At 35.8% G+C, this 14268-nt stretch carries 12 protein-coding genes; 9 read left to right on the forward strand and 3 right to left on the reverse strand.

The genetic code is table 11. The features are described from left to right. Positions 1-24: 24 nt before the first annotated feature. Both MW688_RS01545 and MW688_RS01550 read left to right on the forward strand, forming a co-directional pair. Complete coding sequence (locus MW688_RS01545) at positions 25-1203, forward strand: glycosyltransferase family 4 protein (protein WP_486734147.1); 1179 nt, start codon at positions 25-27, stop codon at positions 1201-1203. Positions 1204-1208: 5 nt separating this feature from the next. Continuing rightward, entirely contained in the window at positions 1209-3209 is a 2001-nt protein-coding gene (locus tag MW688_RS01550) for an ABC transporter ATP-binding protein (protein ID WP_486734148.1), read from the forward strand. 45 nt (positions 3210-3254) lie between these two features. On the opposite strand, the gene MW688_RS01555 is transcribed toward MW688_RS01550, so the two are convergent. Continuing rightward, positions 3255-3995 carry a response regulator transcription factor gene (locus MW688_RS01555; protein ID WP_486734149.1) on the reverse strand — a complete coding sequence of 247 codons (741 nt, stop codon included), beginning with the start codon at positions 3993-3995 and terminating at the stop codon, positions 3255-3257. Between the two features lie 206 nt (positions 3996-4201). Beyond that, the gene (locus MW688_RS01560; protein ID WP_486734151.1) at positions 4202-5041 is read right to left on the reverse strand and encodes a hypothetical protein; all 840 of its coding nucleotides are present in this window, start codon (positions 5039-5041) and stop codon (positions 4202-4204) included. 49 nt (positions 5042-5090) lie between these two features. Here MW688_RS01560 and MW688_RS01565 point away from each other — a divergent pair, with 49 nt between their 5' ends. Together MW688_RS01565 and MW688_RS01570 are read left to right on the forward strand one after the other, a co-directional pair. Continuing rightward, a complete protein-coding gene (locus MW688_RS01565) occupies positions 5091-6827 on the forward strand; it encodes a helicase HerA domain-containing protein (RefSeq protein ID WP_486734152.1) in 1737 nt (578 codons plus the stop codon). A gap of 261 nt (positions 6828-7088) precedes the next feature. After that, entirely contained in the window at positions 7089-8075 is a 987-nt protein-coding gene (locus MW688_RS01570) for an RNA polymerase sigma factor, RpoD/SigA family (RefSeq protein ID WP_486734153.1), read from the forward strand. Between the two features lie 286 nt (positions 8076-8361). On the opposite strand, the gene glnA is transcribed toward MW688_RS01570, so the two are convergent. Further along, positions 8362-9783, reverse strand: a complete 1422-nt coding sequence (gene glnA / locus MW688_RS01575; RefSeq protein ID WP_486734154.1) for a type I glutamate--ammonia ligase — start codon at positions 9781-9783, stop codon at positions 8362-8364. Between the two features lie 283 nt (positions 9784-10066). On the opposite strand from glnA, the gene apcB reads away from it, so the two are divergent. The 5 genes from apcB to MW688_RS01600 form a co-directional block, all read left to right on the forward strand. After that, complete coding sequence (apcB, locus tag MW688_RS01580; protein WP_486734155.1) at positions 10067-10576, forward strand: allophycocyanin subunit beta; 510 nt, start codon at positions 10067-10069, stop codon at positions 10574-10576. A 192-nt stretch (positions 10577-10768) separates the two neighbouring features. Then, positions 10769-11725, forward strand: coding sequence for a nodulation protein NodZ (locus MW688_RS01585; RefSeq protein WP_486734156.1), 957 nt, complete (start codon positions 10769-10771; stop codon positions 11723-11725). Positions 11726-11748: 23 nt separating this feature from the next. Next, positions 11749-12804, forward strand: coding sequence for a glycosyltransferase family 2 protein (locus tag MW688_RS01590; protein ID WP_486734157.1), 1056 nt, complete (start codon positions 11749-11751; stop codon positions 12802-12804). Between the two features lie 62 nt (positions 12805-12866). After that, positions 12867-13436 (forward strand): thylakoid membrane photosystem I accumulation factor, encoded by a 570-nt coding sequence (locus tag MW688_RS01595; RefSeq protein WP_486734160.1) that lies wholly within the window; start codon positions 12867-12869, stop codon positions 13434-13436. Between the two features lies 1 nt (position 13437). Continuing rightward, the coding region (locus tag MW688_RS01600; protein ID WP_486734158.1) for an HAD family hydrolase at positions 13438-14268 on the forward strand (831 nt) is incomplete at its 3' end.

Consider the following 14268-nt stretch of genomic DNA (forward strand, 5'->3'; position numbering starts at 1 on the left):
AACAACACTTTTAGACTAACAAAATTGACTAAAATTTCTCTAGTTGTTAGCGATCTTTCTGCCCAAGGCGCTAATCGTTGGGGTGGAGGAGTTAGACCATTCTTACTAGCTCAAGCATTGGAAAATCTCGGCTATCAGGTGGAGTTATGTGGCATTGCCTTTAATAGTGCTGATTTGCCTCCAAATACCTCCAATTTTCCCCTAGTAGCCATTCCTTGTGAATATACCTCCGGTTTTTTTCGTTCCGTTAGACAACTGTTACCCAAAATTGATGGCGACATTATTTACGCTGTCAAACTTAAACCTAGTAGTTTTGGCATCGCCCTACTCAAAAAGATTTTACACAGACAACGCCCTCTGTTATTAGATATCGATGATTGGGAATTGAGTTGGTATGGTGGAGAACAATGGTCTTATCGTCCTCATCCTTTACAATTAGCTAAAGATTTACTCAAAAAAAATGGTATCTTGAGATATCCAGATCATCCTCTCTATCTCCGCTATATGGAAAAACTTACTTTTGCTGCTAATGTTATAACTGTTCATAATAACTTCTTACAACAGCGTTTTGGCGGTACATATATTCCTAATGGTAAGGATGTAGAATTGTTTAATCCAGATAAATATGATGCTCATGCTAGTAAAATTAAATATGGTTTAGCTAACTATAAAATCTTAATGTTTCCCGGTGCTCCACGTCCTTACAAAGGATTAGAAGATGTCTTAATCGCTTTAGACAATTTAAATCAAAGCAATTTAAGATTGGTTATCGTTGGTGGTAGCCCTTATGATCAATATGATCAGGAATTATTACAAAAATGGGGACGCTGGATTATTAAGTTGCCTAAATCACCCTATACTTCTATGCCTGAGATTGTATCATGTGCCGACTTAATTGTTGTCCCTCAACGCAATACTCCTGCCGCCTTTGCCCAATTTCCTCTAAAGTTAACTGACGCTATGGCTATGGCTAAACCAATTTTAGCCACCACTGTTGGAGATATTCCTATTATTTTGGGTGATACTGGTTATCTAGTTTCTCCTGATTCTCCTGAAGAAATAGCTCGACAAATTACTTGGATTTTTAATCATCCCCAAGAAGCTACTATCAAAGCTCAACAAGCAAGGATTAGATGTGTTCAGGAATATAGTATCGAGAAAATGTCAGAAATCTTAGCAAAAGTAATCACTACAATTAACTGAAAAATATGAATAGTTCTGACCAATTACAGTTAAAATATCTCTGGGAAAACAAATTATTAGTATCTCTTACAGTTATATTTGGTCTTTCTGGATCTATTTTTAATGGTATAGGAACAACATTGATTATACCAACTGTTTTAATTATTTTAGGACAAGAAAATAGTATTCGAGGGGTAAAAGTATTTGAAATTATTATTAATTATTTAGAACAATATCCTGAAAATATTAAAATATTAATTATGGTATCCTTGGTATTTTTATCAGTTTTTATTAAAAATATAACTAATTTACTATCGAATTTAGCTAGTTTTAAACTTAATCAAAATATTAGCAAACAACTATTGAATAGAGCTTTAAGAAATTTATGTGAGGTAAGTATAGATTATTTTAATCAAAATCAAATAGGAACCATTATCAGTGATAATACTGGGGAAATATTTAAAACCTCTGGATCAATTCAATTCAAAGTAAAATTAATAATTACTGTAATTTCTATTTTTTCATATATCTGGGTACTTCTGTCGATATCTTGGAAATTAACTATTTTTACAACCATATTATTAACAATCACTGGTTTTTTAAATCAGTTAATAGTTAAACGCTCTAAATTTTATGGAGTAAAACTTACAGAAAAAATCAAAGAATATGCTAATAATTTTATAGAATTTTTAATGGGAATTAGATTGATTAAGATATTTAATACCGAAATAAAAGAATATGAAAAACTTAAAGATATTTACGAAGAAAGAGAAAATCTACAATTTCAATCTCAGTTTTTTTCTAGTATAATTAGTCCAATAAATGAAACCTTAGGAGTTTTGGTAATTCTTAGCTTAATTGTTGTTGGTAAATATCTTTTTTTAAGTCAGTTTCAATCAATGAGTAGCTTGGTTCTAGTTTATTTAGCTATTTTATTTAGACTGATTCCCTATTTTAATCAGTTAAATACTTTGAGAAGCCAATTAGCTCGAAATGAGGCTAGTGTCGAAAGAGTAGTTAATTTATTATCTAGGGAAAATAAGTTATTTTTAAAAAATGGCAGTAAGCAGTATCAAGGAATTCAAAGAGAGCTCCATTTTGAGTCAGTAAAATTTGTATACCCTAATCATCAAAGATTAGTTCTCGATAATATTAGTTTTTCTATTCCTAAAGGAAAAACTACTGCCTTAGTAGGTACTTCAGGAGCAGGAAAATCAACTATTGCTGATTTAATTATACGATTATATGACCCAACGGCAGGAAAAATTACTATAGATGGTATTGATTTACGAGAGTTTGATTTAACAAGCTTACATCAAAAGATTGGGGTAGTAAGTCAAGATACATTTTTATTCAACAATACAGTGAGTTATAATCTGTCTTATGGAATAAAAGAGGTAAGTGAAGCAGAGATAATTAGTGCGGCGAAAAATGCTAATGCCTATGAATTTATCATGCAACTACCCCAAGGGTTTAATACAAAGATAGGCGATCGCGGGGTATTATTATCAGGAGGACAAAAACAAAGAATGGCGATCGCTCGTGCCTTACTGAGAAATCCAGATATTCTCATTTTTGATGAAGCGACTAGTGCCTTAGATACAGTTTCCGAAAAAGTAGTTCAAGAAGCAGTGGAGAGACTAGCTAAAGACCGCACCACTATTATTATTGCCCATAGACTTTCGACCATCAAAAAAGCTGAACAAATTATCGTCTTAGAAAAAGGAAAAATGATTGAAGTGGGCACCCATCAAAAATTACTGAAAACCTCGGGAAAATATGCTCAACTCTATCAAACACAATTTGCAGATTTAGAAAAGGAAAAAAGAAGCATTACTGCCGATTTGTCTCATCAAGCCCGAAATCGTTTAAATTCTCTCCTAGGATCATTACGTCTGTTAGCTGATGGATTAGTTGATAGTTCTGAAGATAAGCAACAACTGATTGAAGAATCCTATCAATCTGCTGTTAAATTATTCAGCCTCATTGAGTTACACGAAGATAACAACCAAAGTAAGACCCTATAAACTTCAATCAAGCTGTTACTGAAAAAGCATAAAGTATCTTTACACTTACACGATCGCCGAATTTTCATTACTTTTCAACTCTTCACCACTGGGTATTTCTAAGCAATAACCCGCCCCATATACAGTTTTAATATAACGAGGACGACGGGGATCTGGTTCTAGTTTAGTACGCAAATGACGTATATGAACTCTAATTGTTTCTATATCATCATTAGGATCATAACCCCACACTTCTTTGAGAATTTCACTTGGTGATACAGTTTGTCCATGACGTTGTAACAAACAGTGAAGTAATTCAAACTCCAGATGTGTTAACTTGATAGTATTCTTGAACCAAATTGCTTCAAAGCGTTCTGGTACTAGAGTCAGAGGCCCTTGATTAAGAATTTCTGAGTGCTTTGCTGCTTGAGGAATGCGATCGCTTCTTCGCAGTAACGCTCTCACCCTCACCAGCATTTCTTCTACTTCAAAAGGTTTAGTCAAGTAGTCATCAGCTCCCGAATTAAAGCCATCCACTTTATCTTGAGTTTGTCCTAATGCTGTCAGCATTAACACTGGAATATCAGCCGTGCGCTTATCTCGGCGTATACGCTGACACACTGTAAAACCGTCTACTTTTGGTAGCATCAAATCAAGCATGATTAAATCTGGTTGTAATTGAACAGCTAACGCTTGACCTTTTATCCCATCTTCTGCCTGATTAACATCGTAACCGGCCATCTCTAAGTTGATGGAAACTAGTTCGGCGATCGCTACATCATCATCTATTACAAGTATTCTTGGCATTATTTTAAATTTAATTTGATTTTAAACTTTACATAATATTTTATTAAGGTCTGTCAAAAAAAGTCAAAAATGTCAACTAAAAAGCTAATCTTCCTGAATTTATCCGGCAATTTGTAATTAAGATTACATTTTCTTGGCTTTTTTTTCACCCCTAATTGATATTTTACGATTATAAACTTTTCTTAATAATTCAGTTGCCTTTTTTGTTACTTTGGTGTAGGAATCTCCAAACAAGAGAAGCCAGAAGCTTGGGGATGACCTCCACCACCGTAACTCAGGGCTACTGAAGAACAATCAAATTCTGGTCTTGACCTCAAGGAATAACATACCTTAGAGCCTTTTGTGTACCAAGCGGCTACTAGTGGATATTTTTGATATCGTTCTTCTTTAAGCAAGGCGTGACAAGTTTCACCAATTAGATGAGGAGTATTAACCATGGGAATTAACTCTTTTTTCCCTGGTAATCTGCCTAAATAAGACATTGCTGCTTGAATTTTTACAGCATGAGCATTTGCTTTAGCGATAATCTCACCTAACTCAACTAATTTATTAATTTTTTGTTCATCTTCTATGTATGGCAACCAAACGCTAAAATCATTGTATCCTAGAGTCATTAAAGCTGCGGTAACTGGGGCCGTTTCTGGGTATTGCCACTGCCAAATATCACGATCTTGAATCAATCGCAACAGTAAGGGTATTTTTGTTTGAGGATGAAAATATTCCCAACTAATTACCGATCCCGACTTGTGTAAATCAAAAACTGAATCTTTTAACCCTAAAAATCCTTGTAAATCTTCTTTTGCTGTTTTATGATGATCTAAGACAATAACTTGATGATTATTTTTGAGTTTCCCCATAATTGAGCGAGGATAACAAAAATCAAGTAAGTAAACTGTAGTCTCAGGTAATAACTTGGGTACTGGATCTTGGTGTTGTACAGGAATATATTCAGCTTGATGATTAAATTTTAAATAGGCAGCTAAGGCACTACCATAGCCGTCAAGACAATTCTTATGATAAAGACAATATATTTGGCGATCGCTCATTTTCTTCTTAATGTAGACTATAGTTAAAATAAATAGTGTTTATATTACCATGAGTGCAGAACACCCACTAGGTTTAGTTATTCAAGGTTCTCTGAGTCAAGGTTTAGAGGTAAGATTGCACGCTGATGTATCTGTAGAAGACATGCGAGTAGGCAAATTCTTGGTAGTCCTAGGAATACGCTCACGTTTTTTTTGTTTGCTTACTGATGTATCTCTGGGTACTGCTAGTCCTAGAATTATTGCTAATCCCCCCCAAGCCGATGATATTTTATTACAACAAATTTTAGCAGGTAGCGGTACTTATGGAACAGTTGAGCTATCTCCTATGTTAATGCTTACCTCGGAAGAGGGTAATAGCCAAACCCCGAAGATGACTAGCCAAAAAACTTCTCAAGATTCTCTAAACCATGATACTAGTTTAGCCTCTTTTTCGGTTCAATCAAGTAGTGACGCTCAACTTCTTCCCGTGAAAACTATTCCTAGTCACTTTAGTGAGGTTTATGAAGCTAGTGAGAGAGATTTTCGGATGGTGTTTGGTTGGGAAGATGATCCTCATCGTTGTAATTTTTCTATTGGTCAACCCCTGGATATGGAAGTGCCTATTTGTATAGATTTAGAACGTTTTGTTGAGCGCAGTAATGGTATTTTTGGTAAATCTGGTACTGGTAAATCCTTTTTGACTCGTCTTTTGATTTCAGGAATTATTCGTAAACAAGCTGCCGTTAATTTAATGTTTGATATGCACTCTGAATATGGCTGGGAGGCAGTGAGTGAAGGGAAACAATTTAGCACTGTTAAAGGTTTACGTCAGCTTTTTCCCGGACAAATAGAAATTTATACCTTAGATCCTAAATCAACTAAACGTCGCGGTGTTAGAGACGCCCAAGAATTATATTTGAGCTTTGATCAAATTGAAATAGAGGATCTTCGTTTAGTTAGCCGGGATTTGGGTTTGTCTGAAGCAAGTTTGGATAATGCCAATATCTTGTACTCAGAATATGGCAAGTCTTGGATTATACAACTTCTGAATATGACTAATGAAGATATTCAAATTTTTTGTGAAGAAAAACAAGGGCACAAAGGCTCAATTATGTCTTTACAACGTAAGTTAATGCGTTTGAATAATCTTAAGTATATGCGTTCAGCTTGTGCCCATAACTATATTGACCAAATCTTGCAATCTCTAGATGCTGGTAAACACGTGGTAGTAGAGTTCGGTTCTCAATCGAATCTGCTTTCTTATATGCTAGTTACTAATATGATTACCCGACGTATTCATCATAAGTATGTAGAAAAAGCAGAAAAGTTTCTTCAAAGCAAGAATATTATGGATCGCCCCCGACAATTAGTGATTACCATCGAAGAAGCTCACCGTTTTTTAGATCCTAGTATTGTACAACAAACTATTTTTGGGACAATCGCTCGGGAAATGCGTAAATATTTTGTGACTCTCTTGATTGTGGATCAACGCCCTTCGGGTATTGATAATGAGGTTATGTCTCAAGTGGGAACCCGCATTACCTGTTTACTAAATGACGATAAAGATATTGATGCTATTTTTACTGGGGTATCCGGTGCCCAAGGACTTCGCTCGGTTCTAGCTAAATTAGATTCTAAACAACAAGCTCTGATTTTGGGTCATGCTGTACCTATGCCTGTAGTTGTGAGAACTCGTCCTTATGATCAAACCTTCTATGCCGAAATCGGAGACCCTCAGTGGCAAGATATGTCCGATGAAGAGGTTTTTTCTGCGGCAGAAGCAGCTTTGAGAGATTTAGAATTTTAACACAAATATTAAGGAAATATGTTATTTGAAAAGAAGTATGAAGATCTTCTAGTAATTTAGTATTGGTAGTCATTCTTTCGGGTTTACCGAAATTAAACGAACTTTTTTACGGTTGCTAACGTCTATAAGTTTAGTTAAGATTAAATAAGAAACAAGTCATAATGACTACGTATTTAAAAAAACTTAACTAAAACTTACTTGATTAAACAGCAAACCAAAATTAGCCCAATAACCATCTCAAAAGGAGTGAAGAAGATAGATATGCCCGCTGCCAAAGCAACAACCACAAACAAAAAACCACTATTCTCGGCAGATATGGTTCGTACTTATCTCCACGAGATTGGTAGAGTACCTCTGCTAACCCATGAACAAGAAATTATTTTTGGGAAGCAAGTACAGAAAATGATGGCTCTCTTGGAAATAAAAGAAAAATTAGAGAAAAAGCTAAAAAGAGAAGCAAGTCTGCAAGAATGGGCAGATGCTGCGAAAATAGAGCCAAAAGAGCTAGAAAAAGTCATAGAGAAGGGTAATAGGGCGAAAAGAAAAATGATCGAAGCAAACCTAAGATTGGTAGTAGCGATCGCCAAAAAATATCAGAAACGCAATATGGAATTTTTAGACCTGATCCAAGAAGGAAGTTTAGGTTTAGAAAGAGGTGTAGAAAAATTTGATCCAACCAAAGGGTTTAAATTCTCTACATACGCCTACTGGTGGATTCGTCAAGCAATAACGAGGGCGATCGCTCAACAAGGTCGTACAATTAGACTACCAATACACATTACAGAGAAACTCAACAAAATCAAAAGAACCCAAAGAGAACTATCTCAAAAACTAGGTAGAAATCCAACTCCCAGCGAAATTGCCCACGAATTAGAATTACAACCTGCACAAATTAGAGAATATCTCAGCGTTGCTCGTCAACCGATTTCTCTAGATGTAAGAGTAGGGGATAACCAAGATACCGAACTTTCAGAACTATTAGAAGATGATGGTGCTTCGCCAGATCAATTTATCACTCAAGAACTACTACGTCAAGACTTAGGCAGTCTTCTTGATGAACTGACACCACAGCAACAACAAGTAATTATCCTTCGCTTTGGTTTAAAAGATGGTAAGGAGATGTCTCTTGCCAAAATCGGTAAAGAACTCAATCTATCCCGGGAAAGAGTACGCCAACTAGAACATCAAGCCCTCAATCATCTACGCAAACGAAGAGGTGAAATCCAAGAATATATTGTTGCTAGTTGAATATAAATATAGTAATCGGAAAAATCCCTAATCTAGGATTCACCATTTAAACTGTAGGGTGCGTTAATGAAATGTAACGCACCATTAATTATATTATGATCACATAACATTGAATACTGAGTTCTGACACTTTCTTCTCCAGAGGGTATGCGATCGCTCTTTTTTTACCCAGTTAATTATCCCTACACTACCGATAAGAGGGACAGAGTTTTATTTAAAACTCTGTCCCTAATTTATGGTTATGACAACAATTTAAGCATTGCCCTCATGCCTTCTGCTCTAGAGATTAGACATCGTAGTAAAGAGAAAATTCATAGGGATGAGGACGTAAACGGAGAGGATTAATCTCGTTATCTAGCTTGTACTCAATCCAATTGTTGACAAAATCTTCAGTAAATACTCCCGTATTAGTCAAGAAAGAATGATCCTGTTCTAAAGCTTCTAAAGCACCCTCTAAAGAACCAGGAGTAGAAGGAATTTCACTCAACTCTTCAGGAGTAAGCTCATAAATATCCACATCTAAAGACTTACCGGGATCTATTTCATTTTTAATACCATCGATTCCAGCACAAAGCATAGCCGCAAAAGCTAAATAGGGGTTACAAGTGGCATCTGGACAACGGAATTCCAGACGTTTTGCCTTAGGATTAGGTCCCGATAGAGGAATACGAATAGAAGCAGAACGGTTTCCTTGAGAATAGGCCAAGTTAACAGGAGCTTCAAAACCAGGAACTAGACGCTTATAAGAGTTGGTGCTTGGGTTAGTAAAAGCTAGTAAAGCTGGAGCGTGTTTAAGAATGCCACCAATGTAGTTGAGAGCCATTTTACTCAAATTAGCGTAACCATCACCCCAAAACAAAGGTTCTCCATTCTTCCAAATGGATTGGTGGGTGTGCATACCCGAACCATTATCATTAAATAGAGGTTTAGGCATAAAAGTTACTGTTTTACCATACTTTTTGGCGACATTTTTAATTACGTATTTATAGGTCATTAAATAGTCTGCCGCTTCTACCATGCTGGCAAATCGGAAACCTAACTCATTTTGTCCCCCTGTAGCTACTTCATGGTGATGCTTTTCAATAGGTAGGCCACATTCTGCCATAGTTAAAAGCATTTCAGTACGCATGTCTTGGAGGGTATCAGTAGGAGAAACCGGAAAATAACCTTCTTTGTATCTGGGTTTATAACCGAGGTTTCCTCCCTCTTCTTCCCTTCCAGAATTCCAACGGCCTTCTACACTATCTACATAGTAAAAACTTTTGTTTTCGGTTTGATCAAAGCGAACATCATCAAAAACAAAAAATTCTGCTTCTGGACCAAAGTAGGCTACATCACCTATTCCTGTTTCTTGTAAAAATTCAATGGCCTTTTTAGCAATGGTGCGGGGATCGCGATCGTACCATTCTCCTGTACGAGGTTCTTTGATACTGCAAATCATGCTCAAAGTTTTTTCTTTCATGAAGGGATCAATCCAGGCAGTGGAGGGATCAGGAACCATACACATATCTGATTCGTTGATTGCTTTCCAACCACGTATACTAGATCCGTCAAAAGGAACTCCACTATCAAAAGAGTCTTCGTCAATTTGATCGTAATAAAAAGAACAGTGTTGCCATATCCCTGGGGTGTCGATGAATTTTAAATCAATAATTTGAATTTTTTCATCGCGAACCATTTTTAATATTTCTTCTGGGGTTTGATCCATATTATACTCCAATTACAAGGATAATAAAATTTTTTCTCAGTATCGATTTATCCTAGAGATTGCTCTCTCTAGATTTTGTATTCAGTGTTACCAAATCCTTAATATTTGCAAATAATTCAGAAAAACTGACCATTTAATTGTATTTGAATATACTAAAAACCAGGAATTGTAAACAAATGTATCAAAATACTGATTTAATTGGTTTAATTTTAGCAGGTTACTAACCCCCTATGGGATGATAAGTAAATATAAAAGAATAACATAGTCAGGAGAACTGAGTTTAATGCGAGACGCAGTCACCAATTTGATTAGAAACTACGATTTAACAGGTCGATATCTAGATCGCAGTGCGATCGATACATTACAATCCTATTTTGAATCAGGTACGGCAAGAATTAAAGCCGCAACCTTGATTAACGCTAATTCTGCTAACTTGGTTAAGCAAGCTTCCGTGGCTTTATTTGAAGAGTTACCAGAATTAATTAGTCCCGGTGGCAACGCTTATACCACTAGACGCTATTCCGCTTGCTTGAGAGATATGGACTATTATCTTCGCTACGCTAGTTATGCTTTAGTAGCCGGAGATATGAATGTTCTTGACGAAAGGGTTTTACAAGGCTTAAGAGAAACTTATAATTCCCTATGTGTACCCATCGGTCCTACTGTACGCGGTATTCAAATCCTCAAGGAGATGATTAAAGAAATGCTCGCTCAAGAAGGTTTTGAACCTAGTACAATGATTGATGAACCTTTTGAGCATATAGCGAGTGAGTTAAGCGAAGTTTCTATCTAACTCAGCTCTTTGAGATTTATTAATGGACAAAGGAAACAACACCCTTCTTTTTGTCCATTAAACTTCTTATAAAAGTGAAAACAACATAAATTAAAATGGGAACACAATCAATCACTAAAACTATTCTTTTTTCCCTGTTTTTTACCTTATTCCGCAACTCCTAAACAAAGAGATATATGAAAAGCTATAGTAATGATGGAAAAAAGTAAATATATAGTTGTTAAGGGATCTTCAGGATTAGGTAATCGCATCTTAGCCTTGAGTACAACGATATTGTATGGGCGCATGACGAAGAGAAAGGTGGTTGTAGACTGGAGAGATGGAAGTTATAGTGATAACCATATTAATTCGTTTTTTGTGTATTTTGACTGCCCCTCAGCTCTAAATGTCGATGATTTACCAATAAATGTATCATCAGTTTATCCCAGTTTATGGCACAATCGCTTGGATGAATCCTTCGGAGGCTTAAAACAAACACTAAATCTTACTGAAGGAGAAATGTCTATAGATGTCAGTAAGCTTGATTATACTGAAGATATTCTGGTTTTTTGTTCTTATTCAGATAAAACATATAAAATGCGATCGCATTTTCAAGGGGATTTTCAGTATTTATCCAAATTGACTAATATAGAAATTATCTCCACCATCATAAAAAAAGAATTGCAGTTAAAACAAGATATACAAGCTAGAGTAGATACCTTTGCTGGTTCTAAGTTAACTCAACCAACCCTGGGAGTTCATGTTCGCTATACAGATATGAAAATTGATTTAGGCAAACTCTATCAGCGAGTAGCAAATACCCTCAGAAAAAATAAGCAATACCAAATTTTTTTAGCAACAGATTCTCAAAAAGTTATACAGGATTTTCAACAGCAATTTCCCAAAGTAGTGACCACAGAGAAATGGTTTCCTAGTAATGAAAGTAGACTACATCAGAATTGGTCCGAATGTTCAAATAGAATAGAAAATGGGAAAGAAGCTTTAGTAGATTTGTACCTCTTGGCTAAATGCGATCGCCTAATTTACTCTTCTGCTTCTTCTTTTGGCTTAGTAGCCTCTTTACTAAGTAATCAACCAAAGCATCAAATTGACGATATAGAAAAAGTACCTTTCTCTCAAAGAATTTGGCGAAAACTTCGTAAAATATAAATGTTTGATTAGCTGTTAAATCCATGTTAATACCTCGTTGTTTAGATGATGTCTCATTACCCAAAAAGCTACCTCCTCTAGTGTTGATTGCTTTTAACCGTCCCGATTTGCTTTCACAAGTAATAGCGGCGATTGAGAAACAATCACTACTACCACAGCAAATCATTGCTTTTGTCGATGGTCCACGCCATGACCAAGATTTTCTGGGTATCAATGAGTGTCTTAGTCTTCTTCAAAATTTAAATAAGAGTATACCAGTAGAAATCATTAATCGTCCTGATAATTTAGGGTGCGATCGCAACATCACTTCAGCATTTGATCAAGTTCTCACAACTTATCATTCTCTAATTTATCTAGAAGATGATGTTGTACCAAATCCTATTTTTTTCGACCGAATGTGTAGACTTCTAGAAGCTTATAATGATCATCAGCAAGTATTTTCTGTTAGCGCTTATGCTACTATTCCTCAAGGTTTTGATCAAATAATTACTACAGATTTTATGGTATCCCAGAGAGTATTTTGCTTGGGTCTGGGACTTTGGGCGGAACGCTGGCAAAAATTAAGTATTACTAAATATGCTGGTCAATATAACCCTTTTGGTTCCTTTTATCGTATTCCTTTGAATATTCAAACTAAACTAACTATGGTCAATCAGTTTTGGTTGGAGAAAAATCGCCAAACTGATTGGAATATTACCCACACATTAGCCTCTTTGTACGATAAAGGGGTACATATTACTCCCATGGTTTCTTTTGTTAAAAATATTGGTTGCGGTCATCCAGAAGCGAAAACTTATAAAAATTCTGAACCTTTTTGGATAAACTCCAACTACGATCCCCAAGCTTATCCTAATACTCTCCCCCCTAATCTTGATTTACCTCAACCTCTAACTGTTGAGTTAACAGGAAGCGAGTTAGTAGAATATTTACGCCAGAAAAAGTTGTGGTTAAATCCTTCTGCTTTTATTTATTATTTAAGCAAATGTAAAGACGGGAAATCTAAACTAAGTTTATTTAACCTTTTTTATGAGAAAATCCCCTTAATGATTGGACGTTGGCGTAATGGTTCAATGATTTAGCCACAACCAATCACTCTCATTGTTATAATATGCAAGTTGATTAATCTATATTAATATTCAGGATAAGGGTTGTGAATTTAAAAACAGCGTGCCAACGATTACTGATTATATTTATCTTAGTCTTGTGCTGTAGCTTATCTATAAGTACACCAGCTACTGCTGGTATTGATGATGATCTCTACGATGGCAATATTTATATTCTCTACGCAGGCAATGGATCTTTAGTTCCTCCTCGTTTAAGTTTAGCTCAAACTAGGGCCCGAGAAATGCCAGCAGTTTTAGTATTCTACGTAGATGATAGTAGTGATTGTAAGCAATATTCTATTGTTGTTTCCCGGATACAAGAATTTTATGGTAGAGCTGCTAGTATTATCCCTGTCACAGTAGATTCTCTGACGAAAAACAAAGAGGATTATACTCCGACAGAAGCAGGTTACTATTATGAAGGGGTAGTGCCTCAAACAGTAATTTTAGATCAACAGGGAGAGGTAGTTTTAAATGCTAAAGGACAAACTTCCTACGAAAAAATAGACGATGTACTGCGAGAAGTATTTGATTTACTACCACGGTCTGAATCTGTAGAGTTAAAACGTCGCTCTTTTAATGAGTTTAATACGGAGTTAACTGAGTAGTATGAGCCATAATACCCCAGAAATTATAGCCTTAGATTTTGATGGCGTTGTCTGTGATGGCTTAGCTGAATATTTTCAAAGTAGTAAGGAGGCATATCAACAGATTTGGCCTGAGTCAAAGATTAACGATGATTTAGCCTCGGATTTTGGCAAATTACGACCAGTGATAGAAACTGGTTGGGAAATGCCTATATTACTACGCGCCTTGGTATTGGGTATCAGGGAAGAGGAAATTAGAGATGATTGGCACTCCGTGAGTCAGCAGATAGTTAACAAAGAAAATTTAGCAAGTAGCGCCATCTCCCAAACTCTCGATGGAGTAAGAGATAGTCAAATTCAATCTGATTTAGGAAGCTGGCTGGCATTACATCGCTTTTACCCAGGGGTAATTGACAAAATCAAAAAAACTCTAGATGAAGGGGTTATTCTCTATATTATTACCACCAAAGAAGGGCGGTTTGTCGAAGAATTACTCTCCCAAGCTAATCTTAAGATACCTTCTACTTCAATTTTTGGCAAAGAATGTAAACAGCCTAAGTATAAAATTATCACTCAACTTTTAGAAAAGCTAAAAATTGAAAACTCAAAATTTTGGTTTGTAGAAGATAGATTAAAAACTCTACAACTAGTTAAGATGCAGGATAATTTAGCTGGTTTGGGTTTGTTTTTGGCTAGTTGGGGTTACAATACCAAGCAGATTCAAAAATCTATTAGCGGCGATCGCCAAATAAAGCTATTATCTTTATCTCAGTTTACTGCTGATTTTGCTCAATGGTTGTCAACATCCCACCACTATAATCGGAGTACCGATTATAGTGGGGGCTTGCAAAAG

It is taken from the genome of Johannesbaptistia floridana, from assembly GCF_057440575.1.

Coding starts and splice junctions, on each gene's coding strand:
- apcB (WP_486734155.1), top strand. CDS start 10,067: ATGCGAGACGCAGTCACCAATTTGATTAGAAACTACGATTTAACAGGT.
- MW688_RS01555 (WP_486734149.1), bottom strand. CDS start 3,995: ATGCCAAGAATACTTGTAATAGATGATGATGTAGCGATCGCCGAACTA.
- MW688_RS01590 (WP_486734157.1), top strand. CDS start 11,749: ATGTTAATACCTCGTTGTTTAGATGATGTCTCATTACCCAAAAAGCTA.
- MW688_RS01570 (WP_486734153.1), top strand. CDS start 7,089: ATGCCCGCTGCCAAAGCAACAACCACAAACAAAAAACCACTATTCTCG.
- MW688_RS01585 (WP_486734156.1), top strand. CDS start 10,769: ATGATGGAAAAAAGTAAATATATAGTTGTTAAGGGATCTTCAGGATTA.
- MW688_RS01560 (WP_486734151.1), bottom strand. CDS start 5,041: ATGAGCGATCGCCAAATATATTGTCTTTATCATAAGAATTGTCTTGAC.
- glnA (WP_486734154.1), bottom strand. CDS start 9,783: ATGGATCAAACCCCAGAAGAAATATTAAAAATGGTTCGCGATGAAAAA.
- MW688_RS01565 (WP_486734152.1), top strand. CDS start 5,091: ATGAGTGCAGAACACCCACTAGGTTTAGTTATTCAAGGTTCTCTGAGT.
- MW688_RS01550 (WP_486734148.1), top strand. CDS start 1,209: ATGAATAGTTCTGACCAATTACAGTTAAAATATCTCTGGGAAAACAAA.